Raw genomic sequence first — 18,600 nt, 5'->3', positions numbered from 1 at the left:
AAGCGAATCCGGCCCCGGGAGCCGCGATTCAAGCCGCCCCCCGGAACAGACTCAAGCAGCTCCGGAACAATAAGACGCTGCTTATCATGTGCCTGCCGGCGATCCTGTTCTTCATCGTGTTCGCCTACCTGCCGATGCCGGGTCTCTATCTGGCCTTCGTCAAGTACAACTACACCGACGGCATCTTCAACAGTCCGTTCGTCGGCTTCGATAATTTTCGTTTCCTGGTCATGACCGGCGATCTGTGGCGGCTGACGTTCAACACGGTCGTCTACAACTTGGCGTTCATCCTGCTGGGCAACGTGCTCCAGATCGTCGTGGCGGTGTTTCTCAACGAGCTGCGGCTCAAGTGGTTCAAGAAAGTGTCTCAGACGCTCATGTTCCTGCCGCACTTCATCTCGGCGGTCCTCATCGGCCTGATCGCGTACAACGTGCTCAGCTACGATTACGGCTTGCTGAACAGCATCCTGACTTCGCTCGGGATCGACCCGGTCAAGACGTATTCGAACGGCAGCATTTGGCCGTTCATCATCGTCCTGACGTACCTGTGGCAGTCGACGGGCTACGGCTCGATCGTCTACTTCGCGGCCATCATGGGGCTGGACAACGAAATCATCGAAGCGTCGGAGATCGACGGCGCCAACGCGTTCCAGCGCATCCGCTACATCGTGCTCCCATGGCTGAAGCCGACGTTTATCATTCTGCTGCTGTTCTCGCTCGGCGGCATTCTGCGCGGCAACTTCGGCTTGTTCTTCAACCTCGTCGGGGCGAACAACACGGCGCTGTACGCGACGACGGACATTATCGAGACGTACGTGTTCCGCGCGCTCATGACGAACTTCAACTTCTCGATCGGCAGCGCGGTGAGTTTGTACCAGTCCGTGTTCGGCTTCGTCGTCGTCCTGACCGCGAACTGGCTGGTCAAGAAATTCTCGCCCGACAATTCACTCTTCTAGGAGGCGGCTTGCTTGGAGGATTCTAACGAAATTCGCAGCATTCGGACCGATCTGAGCGGCGCGTTCGTGAAGATCGTCGGTTACGTGTTCATCGGCGCCTTCTCGCTGGCGTGCTTGCTGCCGTTCCTGCTCGTGCTCGGCACCTCGTTCACGGCAGAGGCGTCAATCAAGAAATACGGTTTCAATTTCTGGCCGCGCGACTTCAGTCTGCTCTCGTACAAAATCGTCTTCGAGAATCCGAATCTCATCATCGGCTCCTATCTCGTGACGCTCGGCATTACGGTCGTCGGCACGGCGCTTGGCCTGTTTCTCGTCGCGATGACCGGGTACGCCCTGCAGCGTCCTGATTTTCAATACCGCAACGGCATCTCGTTCTTCATCTACTTCACGACGCTGTTCACCGGCGGTCTGGTGCCGTTCTACCTGCTCATCACGCAGTATCTGAGCCTGAAGGACAGTTATTTGGCCGTGCTGCTGCCGGGGCTGCTCAGTCCGTTCCTGATTATCATGATGAAAAGCTTCGTCCGCTCGATCCCGCACGCCATTACGGAGTCGGCCAAAATCGACGGCGCCGGCGACTTCACGATTTTCATGCGCCTGATTCTGCCGATGACGACCCCGGCGCTGGCGACGATCGGTCTGTTCATCGCGCTGGGCTATTGGAACGAGTGGTACAACGCGATGCTGTTCCTCTCGCCGGACGTCAAATACCGGCCGCTGCAGCTCTTCTTGTACAACGTCATCACGAGCGCCGATTTCATCCGCAACTCCGCCGCTTCCTCGAACGTGACGCCGAGGGACGTGCCGCTGGAATCGATGAAGATGGCGACCGCTGTGGTGGCCACGGGGCCGGTCATCCTGTTTTACCCGTTCGTGCAGCGCTATTTCATAAAGGGCATTACGGTAGGCGCGGTAAAAGGTTAGGCTGATGTGCCGGGCATGCTTGCCATGTCCCTCACATAGATGCAAACGACAAAGGGGAGGCGTAAGACGATGAGAACGAAACGGAAACCGATTCTGCTGGCGCTCTTGGCGATCATGGTCGCGATGTTGGCGGCGTGCAGCGGCAATAACGGCAACGGGGGCAACGGAGGCGGCGCGAATGCCGGGAAGAACGGCGAAGTGCAATCCGGCAATAAGGGCGATGCAAGCGGCGAAAAGGCCGGCGACGGCGCGATCGACACGTCCAAGTTCGTCAAGATCAGCTATCTCGTGCTCGGCGACAAGCCGAAGAACGGTCAGTTCGAGCAGGTGCTGGACAAAGTCAACGTCATCATGAAGGAGAAAATCAACGCCGAGCTGGAATGGAAATGGATCGAATGGGCCGATTGGCAAACCAAGTACAATCTGTCGCTCGCATCCGGCGAAGCGATCGACCTGATCACGATCGGCACCGACTGGTTGGACACGTGGGGCAACGCGCAGCGCGGCGCGTTCATGAACCTGGACGATCTGCTGCCGACCTACGCGCCGGAGACGTTCAAGTCGATCCCGGCCGACGATTGGGAGCAAAGCAAGTATAACGGCAAAATCGTGCTCATCCCCGAGAACGACTATACGCAGTGGGTCAACCACGGCTTCTTCTACCGCGGCGACTGGGCGAAGGAAGCGGGCATCACCGAGCCGATCAAGGATTGGGAAGGCATCGGCCAATATTTGCAGTACGTGAAGGACAATAAGCCTGACGTCATTCCTTGGGACGCGGCATCGGGCGTGCAGACGTGGGGCGGCTACGTCTCGTCGTACACCGATCAGCTGGAGCTGCCGATCTCGACCGGCTTCCTCCCGATCTTCACGGCGAAGTCGTTCGACGAGAAATTCACGGTGGCCGGACCGGTGTTCGAGGACGTGTTCGTGAACTACGCGAAGATGATGAAGGATTGGGGCGACAAAGGCTTCTGGCGCGAGGACGCGCTCAATAACAAGAACAACAACCGCGACGCGCTCAAAGCTGGCCTGTCCGGCCTCGATCAGCATCATACGCAGACGTTCGGCGGCCTTCGCGTCGAGATGGACAAAGCGCAGCCGGGCTCCGAACTCCAAATGTTCCCGTTCAGCCGCACGCGCGGCACGAACTTGATGGAGCTGTCGATCACGCACGGCGGCACGTCCGTCGGCGCGCACAGCAAAAATCCGGAGCGCGCGCTCATGGCCTATGAGTTGATCCGCAACAACGAAGAGATTTACCATCTGCTGAACTACGGGATGGAAGGCGTGCAGTACGAAATCAAGGACGGCAAGCGGGCGCGTCCGGCCGGTTACGACGAGACGAAGGACGGCTTCTATTCCGACTTCTGGGGCGGTCGCGTCGACAAGTTCGAGATCCCGAGCGAGACGACGTACGATCAGCTGGAAGAGACGCTGTACGCGGAATACGACAAGATCAAGAAGCCTTACGTCTACGGTCAGTTCGTCTTCGACAAGACGCCGGTCGAAGCGGAGCTGACGGCGATCTCGCAGGTGACGGGCGAGCTTGGGCCGGCGATCGTGGTCGGCAAGGCGGGCGATCCGGTCGAAGCGGTCGAAGCGTTCCGCGCGAAGCTGAAGACGGCGGGTTACGACAAGGTGCTGGCCGAACTGCAGAAGCAGCTGGACGCGTACAAGGCGCAACTGGGCGAGTAGATAGGAGCGTTTTCGCAAGGCAAGAAAGAGCGGCGGGGAGTTCGGCATCAGACGGATTCCCCGTCTTCCTTATTTACGCATCCCATTCGCGAAATCCCATTCACGAGAGGGGGGATTGTTATGTAACGCAGGTACGGCTTGAAGCCTGTGATCAACGATGATCGACGATCATGTTCACGCCAGACGTTCGGCAATCCTTGCTAATCAACGGTAAAGGAGCGGATCGGGATGCGATTCGAAAGGAAGGTGGTTGCCGGCATGCTCGCAATACCTCTCATCATGAGCGCCGGATTTGGTTCGGGAGGCTTGGGTGGCGGCGAGACCGCAAGCGCTGCGGCTTATACGGCTGTCGTCAATCCAAGCGTACAGTATCAGACGTGGGAAGGGTGGGGCACTTCGCTCGCTTGGTGGGCGAACGTCGTCGGCGGCGCGCCGGAGGCGGTGCGAACCGATTACGCGAACCGGCTGTTCAGCCCGACGTCGGGGCTCGGGTTCAACATCGTCCGCTACAATATCGGCGGCGGCGAGAATCCGGCTTATCCGAACCATATGGAATACCGGGCCAGAGTGCCGGGATTCAAGACATCCGAGACCGCGGCATATGACTGGACCCGCGACTCGAATCAGCGCTGGCTGCTGAGCGCCGCCAAGTCGCGCATTCCGTCCGGCGAGTTCATCGCCGAAGCGTTCGCGAACTCGCCGCCGTGGTGGATGACCAAGAGCGGCAGCGTGACGGGCGGCACGGACGCGGCGGAGAATTTGAAGGACGACATGTACGACGAGTTCGCCGATTATTTGACGACGGTGACGCAGCATTTTCGCGACAGCTGGGGCATTACGTTCCGCACGCTCTCGCCGGCGAACGAGCCGAGCTCGAACTACTGGTACTTCGGCAACCGCCAGGAGGGCAACCGGATGTATCCGGCCAATCAGGAAAAGATGATCGGCTATCTGTATGATTCGCTAATTCAGAAAGGGCTGTCCACCCGGGTCAGCGCGCCGGAGGAGACGTCGATCGACTTGGCCCGCAACACGATCAACAGCTATTCGGCGACGACCAAATCCAAGCTCGTCCAATACAACACGCACACGTACGGCGGCAGCGACCGAGTCGGGCTGAATACGGCGGCGGGCGGCAAGCGGCTCTGGAACTCGGAGCACGGCGACGGAGACGGCACGGGCATCACGATGGCGCGCAACATCCAGTGGGACATCAAGTACATGAAGAATACCGCATGGGTGTATTGGCAAGCGGTCGAGACGCCTGGCGGCTGGGGCATGATCGAGACGGATCTGAACAACGTCTCCGGCGACCGCTCGGTCTACACGGTGACGAAGAAATATCACGTCATGTCGCAGTGGACGAAGTACATTCGCCCCGGGTACAAGATCATCGATATCTCGAACAACGACTCGATCGCCGCTTACGACGCCGCCGGCAAGAAGCTTGTCATCGTGACGGTCAACGATTCATCGAGTTCGAACAGCTACACGTACGACCTATCGGCGTTCAATATGACGTCCAGCGCCGTATCCGGCACGCGAACGAGCGGGACGGAGAACGCGGCCGCGCTTGCGGGATTGTCGCTGTCGGGCAAAAGCTTCACGCAGACGCAGCCGTCGAAGTCGGTCAGCTCGTTCGTCATAACCGGCGTGGAGCCGGCGGCGGGCGCGATCGATACGACGGGGTACTACGTGCTCAGTAACGTCAACAGCGTCAAGGCGCTTGACGTTGTCGGCAGCCAGGCGGCGGACGGCGCGGACGTCGTTCAGCAAGCGGCAAGCGGCGCGGCGAGCCAGCAATGGCAGTTCGTTAGCGCGGGCAGCGGGTATTACAAGCTGGTCAACCGGCAGAGCGGCAAGCTGCTCGACGTGAGCGGCGCGTCCTCGGCCGACGGAGCCGACGTCATCCAGTGGACCGACAACGGAGGGAACAATCAGCAGTGGCAGGCCATCTCGGTCAGCGGCGGGTATAAGCTCGTGAATCGCGCCAGCGGCAAAGCGCTCGACGTCTCGCAGGCGTCGACGCAAGACGGCGCGGACGTCATTCAGTGGACCGACAATGGCGGCTCGAACCAGCGTTGGGTGCTGACGAAGGTGAATTAACGGCCGATAGGCCGCTTCTCAGGTGCGCGAAGCGCCGGGAAGCGGCCTTGTCGCGATCATCACAGCGATTCGCATATCGAACAGTAGGCGCAAGCGGCGGCATGTGCTTCAATGAAGCCGTGCAATTACGCAGAAAGGAGTGGATCGTAGAGGATGTCGCAACTAAACAAGCTGCTGGGACTTGTTCAAGCGCGAATGTCGCTTGCGGTAACCCGATTCGACGGCTCGCGCCCGATCGGCGAGATGGATATGGACTGGAACGAAGCTAACGAATGCATGCGAATCGGCAGCGAGGGGGAACAGTCGAGATGGGAGGCGTGGGTCAAGGAGGAGATGATCGCCGTCAAGCGCGCGCCGATCATCGGGACCGACGCTCACGAAGGCATCGAGCCAAGCGCCGGGTACGAAGAGGCTCCGATTGAAGGCGTTTCGCTCGCCATCGAATGGGTGCATCGCGGCACGTCGGGCCCTTCGAGCGTCGGCGTCCGTTTCGCGTTCGGCGCATGGTCGAACCGTCATTACGTGCTCGTGCCTGGGGCGGTATACGACGGTAACCGATTCGAAGCGCAAGCCTTGTCGTATGCGCCGTGCTGGTCTCGCCTCGCGGAGCGCGGACCTCATACGCCTGCGTTCATCACCGACATCCCTCGGCTTAACCCGTCCGAAGGGCCGTCGGCGATTCATCTATTGACCGGCGATGCGTCGACGCCCGCCTTAGGGTGGCACGATCCTGCTCGCAAACTCGGATTTCTCGTCCTGACGGATCAGCGGACCGAATGGGGCGAGACGTCGATTCACATCGAGGAGTCGGATGACCGCGAGCGGTGCGTCAGCGAGTTCCGCGCGCCGGGGGGGCGGCCGCTGCGCAAATACGAGATGTGCACGACGGAGGCGCCATCGTCGGACAGCGGCGCCAGCTTCGTTGACGGCAGCATCGTGCGCATGCGGGTGAACGTATTCGCTTTTCCTTGCGAGAACGTAACCGGCTTGTTCCGCGCGTTCGCAGAAGCGCGCATGTCGCTGACGGGACCGCCGACGCTCGTTCCCGGACTGCCGTTCTCCGCCGCGTGGGACATTCAGCAATCCAAGTATAACGCCATGAACTGGCGAGAGACGTACGGTTACTACGCGGTAGGCACTGTCGACCAGAAGCATCAGGACTGGCAGATCGGATGGGTCGGAGGCGGCATGTCCAGCCTCGCGCTGCTGGCGGATGGAGATGATCTGTCGGCCGAGCGGGCGGCGCGGACGGTCGATTTCATGCTGAGCGGCCAGACCGAAGCGGGATTCTTCCCGGGCGTCTTCTACAACGGGCGTTGGTACGGAGACGAATTCAACGACGATCCGGCTCGGGATTGTCCCGAGCAGTGGCATATCGTGCGCAAGAGCGCGGATGCATTGTATTTTCTGCTCAAGCATGCGGCGATTATCGAACGTCGCGGCATCCCGGATCAAGTGCCGGCCAGCTGGCGCGCGGGTATCCGGCGGTTGGCGGACGGATTCTTGGCGCTATGGGAGCGATATGGACAGTTCGGACAATGGATTCGCGCCGATACGGGCGAGATGCTGGTCGGCGGCTCGGCCGGAGGCGCAATGGCGATCGGCGGCTTGGCGCTGGCGGCGCAATGGCTGGACGATGACCGCTATAGACGGGCGGCGCAAGCGGCGGGAGATTACTACTACGCGCATTTCACGGCAAAAGGGGTGACGACGGGCGGGCCGGGCGAGATTCTGCAATGCCCCGACAGCGAATCCGCGTTCGCGCTGCTGGAATCATTCGTGGTGTTATACGAAACGACCGGCGAACCTCGGTGGCTCGCGAAGGCGGAAGAGGCCGCGCTCCAAGCGATATCGTGGTGCGTCTCGTACGACTTCGCCTTCCCGCCCGATTCGACGTTCGGACGTCTTGGCATGCGGACGGCGGGCTCCGTCATTGCCAACGCGCAGAACAAGCATAGCGCGCCGGGCATCTGCACGTTGTCCGGCGACGCGCTGTTCAAGTTGTTCCGGGCCACGGGGAAAACGTTGTATCTGGCGCAGCTGCGGGATACCGCGCACAATCTGACGCAATATCTGTCCCGCGCGGACCGGCCGGTCCGCGGTTGGGACGGCGTCGAGATGCCGCCCGGCTATATGAGCGAGCGGGTCAATATGAGCGACTGGGAGGGGCAGGAGCTCGTCGGCGAGGCGCTCCCGCTCTCGTGCTGGTGCGAAGCGTCGCTCATGCTCGCCCATGCGGAGGTGCCCGGCGTCTATGTGCAGCCCGATACGAGGTTCGTCTGGTCTGCCGATCACGTCGATTGCGAGCTCGCGGAGTCCGAAAGGGAGACGGTGCTGCGGCTGCATAATCAGACGGCATTCCAGGCGGTCGTCAAGCTGCTCGCCGAATCCGGGCGCGACGCGGCCACGCCGCTTGGCGCATTCGCGGCGGACGATTGGGCCCGAATCGCGATCGGCGCGGGCGAAACTCGCGAGGTGCCGCTGACGGGGGGCATGCCGGCCGCAGGAGCGACATTCGTCGCCGGCGCGGCGAACCCGGTTGGACGAGGGGATGCGGACGACCGTTAAAGCAGCCGTCGTGCGCGATGAACCGCTTCGAACGAGGGTCGAGCGCGCGTTGGCGGCCAATCTCCGAATCGGAGAATAGATCATTCCGCTTGGGCGCAACCCGTCAGATCGTAGTTTGTACGCGGGCAAATGCGTCTAACTTGCTTTCGTTCCGCCTCGCTCCGACCGCTTCGAATCTTCTGCCGGAGTCGGGCGCGATCGATATGGCAGGGTCGCTCTTATGGGGCGGCCCTATTCGCGCGCAGCGCCGCTAGCATGCCTACTGCGTATCGGAGACAGTCATTCGATAAAAATACAGTAGCCGCGCCGGCGGCGAATATGGCATACTTTGGTCACGGAATGAAATGAAAACGCTTTATTTCGGGGGTCGTGCCATGCGGATGCTGCAAGCCTACAAATCGCGGAAATATCTGCTTCGAATTCTGCTCTCCCTCACGCTGTTGATGGTCGCGGGACTGTTCCTCATCTCCGTCGCGCTGCAGTACAATGCCGAGCGCGGCGCTGTCCGCATGCAGCGGGAAGCGAACCGCAAGGTTATGAATCAGATCGATTACAACATCGCCTACATGACGGACCATATCGGCAAGCTGGCTGTCAATCTGTACGCGGAGAAGCGCGTCGTCGCCCTCATGACGATGCGGGAGCCGGACGAGATGACGGTCATCGAGTCGGTCAACAATCTGCATAAAAGCTACATCCTCTCTTCGTTCCTCCATTCCATCATCGTATACAACGGCTATGCGGACCGCACGTATGCGATCGGCGAGCTGAGTTCATCCAAGCCGGATCAAGAGATGGCAGCCAAGCTGGTCGATCGCTTGAAGCAGAAGGAGAAGCTGCCGCGCATGGAGCTCCTGCCGATGAACATGAGCGGGAGGGAGCACGGCGTGGACTTCTTCTCGCTCGTCATCTACGAGACGTATTATCCGACGAATACCGGACGCGAGAGCGCGCTCGTGCTGAATATCAAGCCGGAGTGGCTGCTGGACAATTTGCGCGCGATCAACGACTTCGCGAGTCCGGACAGCTCGGGCATCTTCATCGCAGGCCGCGACGGAGACGTCATTCTATCCAGCGTCGGCGAGCGGCTTATGTCGGACCTCGAGACGCTGAACCAAGCGGTGCTGGGCGTCGGCAACGGTGACGGCAACGGCGAAGGCGACGGCGATCCGGAGCAGAAGCCGTTCGGTTCCATGACAACCCGAGTGGCTGGCGAAGGCGAGGTGCTCGTGACGTATTTGCGCGGGGACCCCTGGACGGTCATTAGCGTGCAGCCTTACGACCAGGTGCTCGGCGGCATCCTCGAGATGCGGAAGACGAGCGCGTGGGTAGGCGGCGTCTTCCTGCTCATGGCGATCGTCGGGTCCGTCATCGTGGCGCATCGTCTGTACGGGCCGGTGGAACGGATGATCGCCGAGATCGGAGGAGGTTCCGCGGCGCGCACCGCGGAGCGGCGCGGAAGAGCGGACAGCCGGGACGAATTGTCTCATGTGGCCACTCTATATAGCGAGATGGCGCAAACGCTCAGCCGCGTCTCCAGCGAGAAGGACCAGCAGCGCAGCATCGTGAGGAACTATTATCTTCGCACGATTCTGACGAGCGCGCGGACGCTGACCGCTGGACAGTTCGCCGATCTGATCCGCCAGAATGGTCTGAATATCGAGGAGCGAGGTCCATATCGTCTCGTCATCGTCAAGATCGACGGTTATCTTCGTCTGCAGCGGTCCGTCGGCTACGACCAGCGGATGCTGTATGACTTCGCGATTCGCAATATCGCCGAAGACATTATGGGCCACAGCCCGATTCGCTGCGAGATCGCGGATATGCGCAGCGACCATATCGTCATGCTGACGAGCGGCGATCACGCGCGAGAGGAAGGGACGGAAGCGTTGGCCGGCTGGCTGGGGCGCATCCAGGAGACCATATCGGCTTACTATAAGCTAACCTTGACGATGTCGATCGGCGACGTCCTCGGCAGCCACGACCTGATCGCCGAAGGATACGCCCGGGCGATCCACTACTCCATGTATAAGCTGGTCTTCGGCCAAGGGGCGATTCTGACGCCGGAACAAGTCCGGCCGAATATGGATCGCTATGAATACGCGTTCCCGGACGAACTGGAGCGCAGATTGCTGGAGAGCGCGCGCTCGAACGATCTGGACGGCATGCTCGGGACGATCGATCTCATCTTGGAGCGGTTGTCGGTCTACCACTACGACCATATCCTGCACGGGCTGCTCCATGTCGCGAACGTGCTGAAGGGAGCGGTGCGGGACATGAACAAGCACCGGGTCGTCTCGCTGCAGCTTGATCTCAGCTCGATTAGCCGGGAAGTGCTGGAGAAGGACACGATCGGCGAGATTCGCGAGCTGTTCGCAGCGGCGTGCGCGGAGCTCCACGACCGGCTGCTCGCCCAGGACGAAGAGAAGAACAAGGCGCTCATGGATACGATCAAGGACATCGTGGAGGCGAACTATCGCGACCGTAATTTAAGCTTGCAGGGCATCGCGTCGATGCTCCATATGACCCCGGCTTACGTCGGGGCCAAATTCAAGCAGAGCGAATTCATATCGGTGGCGGAATTCATGAACGAGGTTCGTTTGCGGCACGCGCAGGAGTATTTGGAGACGAAGAACTTCAGCATCAAGGAAATCATGGAGCTGGTCGGCTACTTCAACGAAAGCACGTTCTTCAAACTGTTCAAGAAGAAGTACGGGGTGACGCCGCGTGAATACCGGCTGAAGAAGCGGCTGGAGTAGCGGAGGCAATGCTGTCAGGTTAAGGTAAAACGTCACTGAAGCCACCTGTGGCCTATAGTTGCCAGGTTTGTGTCTTAGGACTGAGTTCAATACCCACTGAAGCTTTGTCCGCTAGGACAAAAGCGTGCCACACTCAAGCCTTCCCGCCGACCGCATACAAGTGCCCCAGCACGAAAAGGGTGTCCAGAGGGCAAAGCCCTTTGGCGCCTCCTCGGCGGAGGGGGACAATGCTGTCAGGTTAAGGAAAAACGGCTGGTGAACCAGCCGTGGCTATAGTTGATCGGCTTACGCACATGCATAGGTCTTAGGACGAACTTCAACACCCACTGAAGCTTTGTCCGTCAGGACAAAGCGTGCCAACTCGAAGCAACCCGCCGACCGCGAACAAGCGAACCTGCACGAAAAAGGGAGTCCAGAGGGCAAAGCCCTTTGGAGCCTCCTCGGCGGAGGAGGTGGGAGGAGGGAACAACAAAAGTGGGGTCAACGGGGCGCAGCCCTTCTTAACATGACAGCATTGCGGAGGAGGTGGGAGCAACAAAACTCGGTTCAAAAGGGCGGAGCCCTTAACCTGACAGCATTGGTAGCGGGGGTTGTGGGGAAGAATAACGAAGACAAGGCTTCGCCGCAAAGGCGAAGCCTTGTTCCATATGTCAACCCCCCGCCTTACTTACCCTTGGCCGCGAGGAACGCCTTCCATTGCTTATCCGCTTCCGCGTCGATCTTCTCTTGGCCCGACGCCTTCAGCTTGTCGATGAACTTCGGCAGCTGCTTCTCGGGATCGACGGCGCCCGTTTCCAGCGCGAGCTGGAATTCTTCCTTGGCGGCCTGGACGTTGGCGATCTCGGATTTGATGGATTCCTGGTTCAGGGAGAAGCCGTACGATTCCGAGACGACCGCGTTGTCGTTGAGCGCGACGGTGCGCGCCCAGACATCCGGCGTCTGGCCAGGCTTCAGGTACGCGTTGAATTGGTTGCCGAATACCCAGTCGACGTTCGGCGCATAGCCCGAATCCTTGATCGGTTCGATGTACATGTCGTCCTTCTTCGCGTAATGCTTGCCTTCGATGCCGTTGCAGATCAGATTGTACAAGTATTTGTCCGTGTTGAGCAGATTGATGAGCATGAGCGTCCGCTCGGGGTTCTTGCTCGTCTTGCTGATGACGTGCATCGCGCCGGAGATGCCGGTGAAATAGCTGTCCGAGATCGGCACGTAGACGACTTCGTTGCCGCCGTTTACGTTCATTTCGTCCACCTCGCCGCCCGGCTTCGACGTGAATTCAATGCCGACGGCAACGGTGCCTTTCGCCTTCAGGTCGTTGATATTCTTCAGAATCGGCGCGTCGCCGTTGATGTAGCCGGCCTTGAACCAGCTGCGCATCGTCGCGTAGTATTCCTTCCGGCGATCGAGTTGCTCAAGTTCCGAGATGCCGGTGAACGTCGGGTCGTTCTTGGCGTACGAGACGGCCAGCCCGTCGCCGCCGACGATGTCTCGGTCCACATAGATGCCCCACGAATTTTGCGCCATGCCGAACGGCACGATGCCTTTCTCGTTCTCTTTCAGCGTCTTGAGGAACGGTTCGATGTCTTTATACGTCTTGATCGTCGAGACGTCCAAGTTATATTTGTCGATGAAGCGCTTCTGGATGACGAGACTCTTCGTCTTGGCGGCCACCTGATAGATCGGGAAGGCGTACACCTTGCCGTCGACGGCTTTCATGTCCGGCCAGAATTTATCGGGAATGTTGGCTCGGGCTTCTGGCGCATATTTGGCGATCATCTCGTCGGTCAGCTCGAGGAAGGCGCCTTTGTCAACGTTGGATTGGTACGGGAGGAGCCAGTAACGCGACGACCAAGCCAGATCGAACGACTCGCCGGCCGCCATCATCGCGTTCAGCTTCGTGTCGTACTCGTCGAATGAGAGCGGTTTCAACTCCACGGTCGCGTTGATCTTCTCTTTGAGATACGTGTTGATCTCGTCTTGGACGAGCGGCTGGTCGCCTCCGGCCGGGTTGCTCGGGTAGTAGAAGGTCAGTTTCGCTTCTTTAAGCTGATCCGAGGCGCCGGCGTCCGGCTTCTCGCCGCCGTTCTGGTCGCTCTTGCCCGTATTGGCGGTATTGGTCGCCTTGTTCCCGCCGGTATTTCCGCTGTTAGCCCCGCCATTGTTCCCGCCGTTATTCCCGCCGCCCGCATTGTTCGAACAGGCCGCCAGCAGTGCCAGCAGGGTCAGGATGACGATACCTCTCAGCATTCCTTTTGTTCTCGTTCTGCTCATCGATGAACCCTCCATTTATTTGTAATCGTTATGGTTGGCATTCCCGGCTGCTTGCCAAGCCTCGCCTCCTTTCCGGTCGCGTTCAGCCTCGGGCATCGCGCTCGTTAGCCTTTCAACGAGCCGACGGTGAGGCCTTTCACGAAATATTTCTGGAAGAAGGGGAAGATGACGAGCATCGGACCGCCGGCGAGAATGGCCATCGCCATCCGGACTGACAGGGAAGGGAAATTCGCGTACTGCAGGCGATCGGCCGCTTCGGCCATCGGCGAGTTGGCGAGAAACTCGATCTGGGCGAGCGTGCGCACGAGCAGCAGCTGAAGCGGGATATACTTGTCGTTGTCGATGAAGAGCAGCGCGTTGAACCATTCGTTCCAGTAACCGAACGAGATGAACAGGCCGAGCGTGGCCAGCGCGGGCGTCGAGAGCGGCAGGATGATCCGGATGAAGATGCGCAGCTCGCTGGAACCGTCCACTTTAGCCGACTCGATAATCTCTTTCGAGATTTTATCCAGAAACCCTTTCATGATCATCACATTAAAGGGACTGAGCACCGAAGGGATGATGAGCGCGGCGAGCGTATTCTTCAAGTGCAGGTATTGCGTCATCAGAATGTAGAACGGGACCATGCCGCCGGAGAACAGAATCGTGAAGAAAATATAGAAGGTGATCGGCCGGTTGTACCGGAAGTCGCTGCGCGAGATCGGGTAGGCGGTCATGGCGGTCAAGAGGAGCGAGACGACCGTACCGATGACGGTGACGGCGATCGTGACGCCGTAGCCCTGCAGCAGACTCTGCGGCTTGCTGAGCACGATCTGGTACGCCTCCAGGCTGAGCTGCGAGGGGAGAAATTGATAGCCGTGCTCGATCAGGCTGTTCTCCGACGTGACGGAAATAATGATGACGAGCGCGAACGGCAAGGCGATCAGCAGGCAGATGACGGCGAAGAAGCCGTTGATGATCCAGTTGCCCAGCCGTCCGGAGGGGGCGTGTGTCATGAGCAGGTTCCTCCTAAGGAAAAGTTAGAATAACGCGCTATCCTTGTCGATGCGCCGCACGAGGTAGTTGGCGCCGATGACGGTAACCAGCCCGACGACCGATTGCAGAAATCCGACGGCCGCGGCGGAATTGATGTCGGCCAGCTTGGTCAGCGCGCGGAAAATGTACGTGTCGATGACGTCGGTCGTCGCGTAGTTCATCCCCACGTTGTTCGGCACGAAATAATGCAGGCCGAAGTCGCCGCGGAAGATGTTGCCGAGTCCGAGAATGAACAAAATGATGATAAGCGGCTTCAAAAGTGGAAGCGTGATGCGCAGCATCATTTGGATCCGAGTGGCGCCGTCCAGGCGGGCGGCCTCGTAGTAGTCGCTGCTAATGCCGGTGATGCCCGCGTAGTAGACGAGCGTCGAGAAGCCGACGCCTTTCCAGATCGAGACGAGCGGCAGTATGAACAGCCACGGGCCGGTCTCGAAATACCAGTTGCGCGGCTCGAAGCCGAGCATCGTCAGCAAGTTGTTGGCGAACCCGTTCTCGTGGTCGAGGAACGCGTTGCCGATGTAGCCGACGAGCACGAACGAAATGAAGAACGGCAGGAACATCGTCGTCTGATACAGCTTGACCATCCGTCCGGTCAGCTCGTTCAGCAGGAGGGCGAACAATAGGGCCGTCACCGTGCCGAGCACGATGTAGACGAAATTGTACGCGAGCGTATTGCGGATGACCCGCAGCGCGTCCTGCGATTTGACCAGAAATTCGAAGTTGTCGAAGCCGACCCAGCGGCTGCCGAAGATGCCCTCGTCGTACCGGTAGAACTTGAAGGCCAGAATAAGCCCGACCATCGGAATGTACGCGATCACGAATTTGAACAGCACGCCCGGCGCGGCCAGCAGCAGCAGCTCGCGGTTCTTGCGAAGATGCTTCCACTCCTTTCGAAACCATAACCCGATATTGCCCATGTCCATCTCCTCCACCTTTGCCCTAGTACTCACAGGCTCATCATGCCATGGCGGTCCGGGGAAGACTACGACGCAATTGGCGAAAAGCTGTACCGGCGGATTATGAATTTTGCGAATCGCTATTCGGCCGGGAAAACGCATTAATCACAGTGTCCGGCGGAAGGAATCGCAATTGCGGCAGTAGCCGGAAACGGGGCGTTCGTGCCATGATGAGGGGGCGTAGGGAGGTGAGAAGCCGCGTCTTGCACGCATCGGGAGCAGGCCATGTTTGGAATCATGACAAATGCCGCACGCCGCGAAAGCGGATGTACCTATCCGGCAATCGCGACCAAGCGAGAGCAAGCCAATTCGACAAGCGAAGGGATGGAAGATGATGAAGAGTTCATTAAGGATGCCGGCGAGGAATAAGATGCTGGCCGCGATTAGCGCGCTTACGCTGCTGCTGCCCGTCGTTCCGGCGGCGCCCGCTTTTGCCGCAACATTGAATGTAACCGCTTACGGCGCGAACGGAGGCGATACCGCGGACGACAAGGCCGCCATCCAGAGCGCGGTGAACGCCGCGTCGGCCGGCGATACGGTGCTGATTCCGGCGGGCACGTATTATTTGTCCGGCAGCGTGAGCGGCAAGTCGGGCGTCAAGATTACCGGCGAGAATCGCGCCGCGACGATCGTCAAGTTCACCTCGACCGGCGACAACACGATGTTCTCCCTCTATAACGTGAACGACGCGGAAGTATCGAACATGACGCTCGACGGCAACAGCAACACGATCGCCCAGTCGGCGGTCAAGTCCGAAGGCGGTACCGGCAACCGGATGCTCGACTTGAACGTGAAGGATTTGACCGCATCGTCCGGCTTCGGCCCGTTCGCGCTGTTCGGCATCGGCTCCACGCATCTGCGAATCGCGGGTAACGTCATTACCGACACGGGCGTAGCCTCGGATTGGGGCGGCGGCATCCGGGTCGGCTGGGGCTCAAGCCACGCGCTGATCGAGAACAACACGGTGCATAACACGGGACGCGGCGGCATTTTCCTCAACGATAACAGTCCGTGGGCGATCGTGCGCGGCAATACGGTGACGGGCACCGGCAAGAAAATGGAAGGACTCGGCATCGAGCTGCACACGGATGTCGATTATTCCCTCGTCGAGAACAACAACGTCGACCACTGGATCAGCACGGTGCGCTCCAAATACATCGCCGTGCGCAACAATTTGGTGAAAGCCACGGACGGATCGGTCGGCAACATGGGGCTGGAGGTCATGGTCGATCACGGCGTGACGAGCGGCAACCTCGTCGACGGCGGGCAGCAGGTCGGCATGCAGCAGTCGCCGGGTACGGGCTACCAGCTATGGAATTACAATACCGTGCAGAACATCGTCATGTGGGGCATGCAGCTGCAAGGCGCGGGCACGGGCGAGATCGAGCAGAATCAATATTTCTACAAGAACACGTGGAAGAACGGCCCGATCGGCCATCCGTCGGCGGCTTATCCCGGCTATGACGGCAATGCGGTCCGCATTCACGGCGACACGCGGAACATCGTCTTCGACAGCAACGAAATCGTGAACAACGGCCGCAAGGCGATCGAAATCACGACGGCGTCCGGCACGGACCGGATCAGCTTCATTAACAATACGATCACGGGCAACGGCGGCCCGTCCATCGATCAATATCCGTCCTCGGCGGCCGATCTGGAGTGGAGCGGCAATACGGTCAGCGGCAACGGCACGAATACGCAGCTGACGAGCAGAGGCTTCGCCGATCCGAAGCCGGTCGCGAATTTCTCGGCGCCGCAGACCGTTCAGCTCGGCCAGTCCGTCACTTTCACGAACACCTCGACCGACAACGGCACGATCGTGGAGAATCTATGGGATCTGGGCGAAGGCATCCCGGTTACGGACGTTAGCCCGACCTACACGTATCAGAAAGCTGGCACGTACAAAGTCATCCTCGGCGTATGGGATAACGGCGGCCGGGCGAGCGTCAAGGAGCAGACGATCGTCGTCAATGCGGGACCGCCGGATACGACGCCGCCGTCCGTGCCGGGCAATCTGACGTCGCCGTCAAAGACGGATACGAGCGTCACGCTGTCTTGGAGCGCGTCGACCGATAACCTGGGCGTCGCCGGCTACGAGATTTTCCGCGGCGCGACGCTTGCGGGCACGACGACCGGGTCTACGACTTATACGGTTACGGGGCTAAGCCCGAGCACGTCGTATACGTTCACCGTCAAAGCGAAAGACGGGTCGGGCAACCGGTCCGCGGCCAGCGGCGCCGTGAGCGTGACGACGAACGTGTCGTCGGCGAACTGGGTCCATTGCGCGGGCGAGAACAATCCGTGTACCTTCACCGGCACGAAAGAAGTCCGTTACGGCGCAAATAACAGCTATTTCTACGGCACGTACACGAATTCGGTCATGTGCGGTAACAACATCTTCGGCGATCCGGCTCCTGGCGCTTACAAAACATGCGACGTGAACATGGGCGGCGCAACCGGCGGAGGCGGCGATACGCAAGCGCCGTCCGCGCCGAGCGGGCTGACGTCCCCGTCGAAGACGGACACGAGCGTCGCGCTGACATGGACGGCATCGACCGATAACGTCGGCGTGACGGGCTACGAGATCTACCGCGGCACGACGCTCGCGGGATCGACAAGCGGGGCGACGAGCTACACGGCGACGGGATTAAGCCCGAGCACGTCCTATGCGTTCACCGTCAAGGCGAAGGATGCGGCGGGCAACGTCTCGGCCGCGAGCGGGACGTTGAACGTGACGACCAACGCGACGTCCGGCGGTCAGCCCGGGGGTCCGACCCAGACGGGCACGATCACGCGCGAATATTGGCTGAGCATCACCGGCGCGACCGTGGCGAGCATCCCCGTCGGAACGACGCCTAGCGGCACAACCGCGCTGACGAGCTTCGAAGCGCCGTCCAATATCGGCGACAACTACGGGACGCGCATTCGCGGTTATATCGTGCCGACCGTGACGGGCACGTATCAATTCGCGATCGCGGGCGACAACAATTCCGAGCTGTGGCTTAGCGCGAACGACACGGCGGCGGGCAAATCGAAGATTGCGGAAGTGATCGATTGGACGAACGAGAAAGACTGGAATCAATTCGCGTCGCAAAAATCCGGGCTGATTACGCTGACCGCCGGCCAGCGGTATTACGTCGAGGTGCTGCATAAGGAAGAAGGCGGCGGCGATCATGTGGCGGTCGCGTGGAAAACGCCGGGCAGCGCCAGCTTCGCGGTAATCGGCGGATCGAACTTGGCGCCAATCCAATAACGTGGCGCATGCGGAACAGCTTGACGTTCGAATAGCTCAGCGCAAGAAGGAATAACATTGCGGGCGAAGGTTGC

At 59.9% G+C, this 18,600-nt stretch carries 11 protein-coding genes; 8 read left to right on the top strand and 3 right to left on the bottom strand.

What is annotated here, in order from left to right; translation table 11 throughout:
* Window positions 1-86: 86 nt before the first annotated feature.
* The 6 genes from BCM02_RS04855 to BCM02_RS04830 all read left to right on the top strand — a co-directional run bounded on the left by BCM02_RS04855 (window position 87) and on the right by BCM02_RS04830 (window position 11,011).
* On the top strand, window positions 87-956 hold the full coding sequence (locus BCM02_RS04855; RefSeq protein ID WP_246183225.1) for an ABC transporter permease: 870 nt from the start codon (window positions 87-89) through the stop codon (window positions 954-956).
* Window positions 957-968: 12 nt separating this feature from the next.
* Window positions 969-1,880: a carbohydrate ABC transporter permease gene (locus tag BCM02_RS04850; protein ID WP_148927880.1), complete on the top strand. Its 912-nt coding sequence runs from the start codon at window positions 969-971 to the stop codon at window positions 1,878-1,880.
* Between the two features lie 69 nt (window positions 1,881-1,949).
* Window positions 1,950-3,578 carry a DUF3502 domain-containing protein gene (locus BCM02_RS04845; protein WP_148927879.1) on the top strand — a complete coding sequence of 543 codons (1,629 nt, stop codon included), beginning with the start codon at window positions 1,950-1,952 and terminating at the stop codon, window positions 3,576-3,578.
* Window positions 3,579-3,836: 258 nt separating this feature from the next.
* Window positions 3,837-5,684 carry an RICIN domain-containing protein gene (locus BCM02_RS04840; RefSeq protein ID WP_187434022.1) on the top strand — a complete coding sequence of 616 codons (1,848 nt, stop codon included), beginning with the start codon at window positions 3,837-3,839 and terminating at the stop codon, window positions 5,682-5,684.
* Window positions 5,685-5,837: 153 nt separating this feature from the next.
* Window positions 5,838-8,252, top strand: coding sequence for a YyaL domain-containing protein (locus BCM02_RS04835; RefSeq protein WP_148927877.1), 2,415 nt, complete (start codon window positions 5,838-5,840; stop codon window positions 8,250-8,252).
* A 374-nt stretch (window positions 8,253-8,626) separates the two neighbouring features.
* Window positions 8,627-11,011 (top strand): helix-turn-helix domain-containing protein, encoded by a 2,385-nt coding sequence (locus tag BCM02_RS04830; protein ID WP_187434021.1) that lies wholly within the window; start codon window positions 8,627-8,629, stop codon window positions 11,009-11,011.
* Between the two features lie 663 nt (window positions 11,012-11,674).
* Here the strand turns inward: BCM02_RS04830 and BCM02_RS04825 are convergent.
* The 3 genes from BCM02_RS04825 to BCM02_RS04815 all read right to left on the bottom strand — a co-directional run bounded on the left by BCM02_RS04825 (window position 11,675) and on the right by BCM02_RS04815 (window position 15,234).
* Window positions 11,675-13,282 carry an ABC transporter substrate-binding protein gene (locus BCM02_RS04825; RefSeq protein ID WP_187434020.1) on the bottom strand — a complete coding sequence of 536 codons (1,608 nt, stop codon included), beginning with the start codon at window positions 13,280-13,282 and terminating at the stop codon, window positions 11,675-11,677.
* Window positions 13,283-13,386: 104 nt separating this feature from the next.
* Entirely contained in the window at window positions 13,387-14,277 is an 891-nt protein-coding gene (locus BCM02_RS04820) for a carbohydrate ABC transporter permease (RefSeq protein WP_148927874.1), read from the bottom strand.
* Window positions 14,278-14,301: 24 nt separating this feature from the next.
* On the bottom strand, window positions 14,302-15,234 hold the full coding sequence (locus BCM02_RS04815; protein WP_246183196.1) for an ABC transporter permease subunit: 933 nt from the start codon (window positions 15,232-15,234) through the stop codon (window positions 14,302-14,304).
* Window positions 15,235-15,510: 276 nt separating this feature from the next.
* Here BCM02_RS04815 and BCM02_RS36270 point away from each other — a divergent pair, with 276 nt between their 5' ends.
* Window positions 15,511-15,642 carry a hypothetical protein gene (locus BCM02_RS36270; RefSeq protein ID WP_281288139.1) on the top strand — a complete coding sequence of 44 codons (132 nt, stop codon included), beginning with the start codon at window positions 15,511-15,513 and terminating at the stop codon, window positions 15,640-15,642.
* A complete protein-coding gene (locus tag BCM02_RS35835) occupies window positions 15,626-18,526 on the top strand; it encodes a fibronectin type III domain-containing protein (RefSeq protein WP_187434019.1) in 2,901 nt (966 codons plus the stop codon). The genes BCM02_RS36270 and BCM02_RS35835 overlap by 17 nt, the downstream gene beginning before the upstream one ends.
* Window positions 18,527-18,600 lie beyond the last annotated feature (74 nt).

Origin of the sequence: Paenibacillus methanolicus, assembly GCF_008124765.1 — a bacterium.
Lineage (GTDB): Bacteria > Bacillota > Bacilli > Paenibacillales > Paenibacillaceae > Paenibacillus_Z > Paenibacillus_Z methanolicus.
The sequence above is the reverse complement of the archived record's forward strand: the minus strand, read 5'-3'. Positions and strand labels throughout refer to the sequence as shown.

Coding starts and splice junctions, on each gene's coding strand:
- BCM02_RS04815 (WP_246183196.1), bottom strand. CDS start 15,234: ATGGGCAATATCGGGTTATGGTTTCGAAAGGAGTGGAAGCATCTTCGC.
- BCM02_RS35835 (WP_187434019.1), top strand. CDS start 15,626: ATGCCGGCGAGGAATAAGATGCTGGCCGCGATTAGCGCGCTTACGCTG.
- BCM02_RS36270 (WP_281288139.1), top strand. CDS start 15,511: ATGACAAATGCCGCACGCCGCGAAAGCGGATGTACCTATCCGGCAATC.
- BCM02_RS04820 (WP_148927874.1), bottom strand. CDS start 14,277: ATGACACACGCCCCCTCCGGACGGCTGGGCAACTGGATCATCAACGGC.
- BCM02_RS04845 (WP_148927879.1), top strand. CDS start 1,950: ATGAGAACGAAACGGAAACCGATTCTGCTGGCGCTCTTGGCGATCATG.
- BCM02_RS04825 (WP_187434020.1), bottom strand. CDS start 13,282: ATGAGCAGAACGAGAACAAAAGGAATGCTGAGAGGTATCGTCATCCTG.
- BCM02_RS04830 (WP_187434021.1), top strand. CDS start 8,627: ATGCGGATGCTGCAAGCCTACAAATCGCGGAAATATCTGCTTCGAATT.
- BCM02_RS04855 (WP_246183225.1), top strand. CDS start 87: ATGTGCCTGCCGGCGATCCTGTTCTTCATCGTGTTCGCCTACCTGCCG.
- BCM02_RS04840 (WP_187434022.1), top strand. CDS start 3,837: ATGCTCGCAATACCTCTCATCATGAGCGCCGGATTTGGTTCGGGAGGC.
- BCM02_RS04835 (WP_148927877.1), top strand. CDS start 5,838: ATGTCGCAACTAAACAAGCTGCTGGGACTTGTTCAAGCGCGAATGTCG.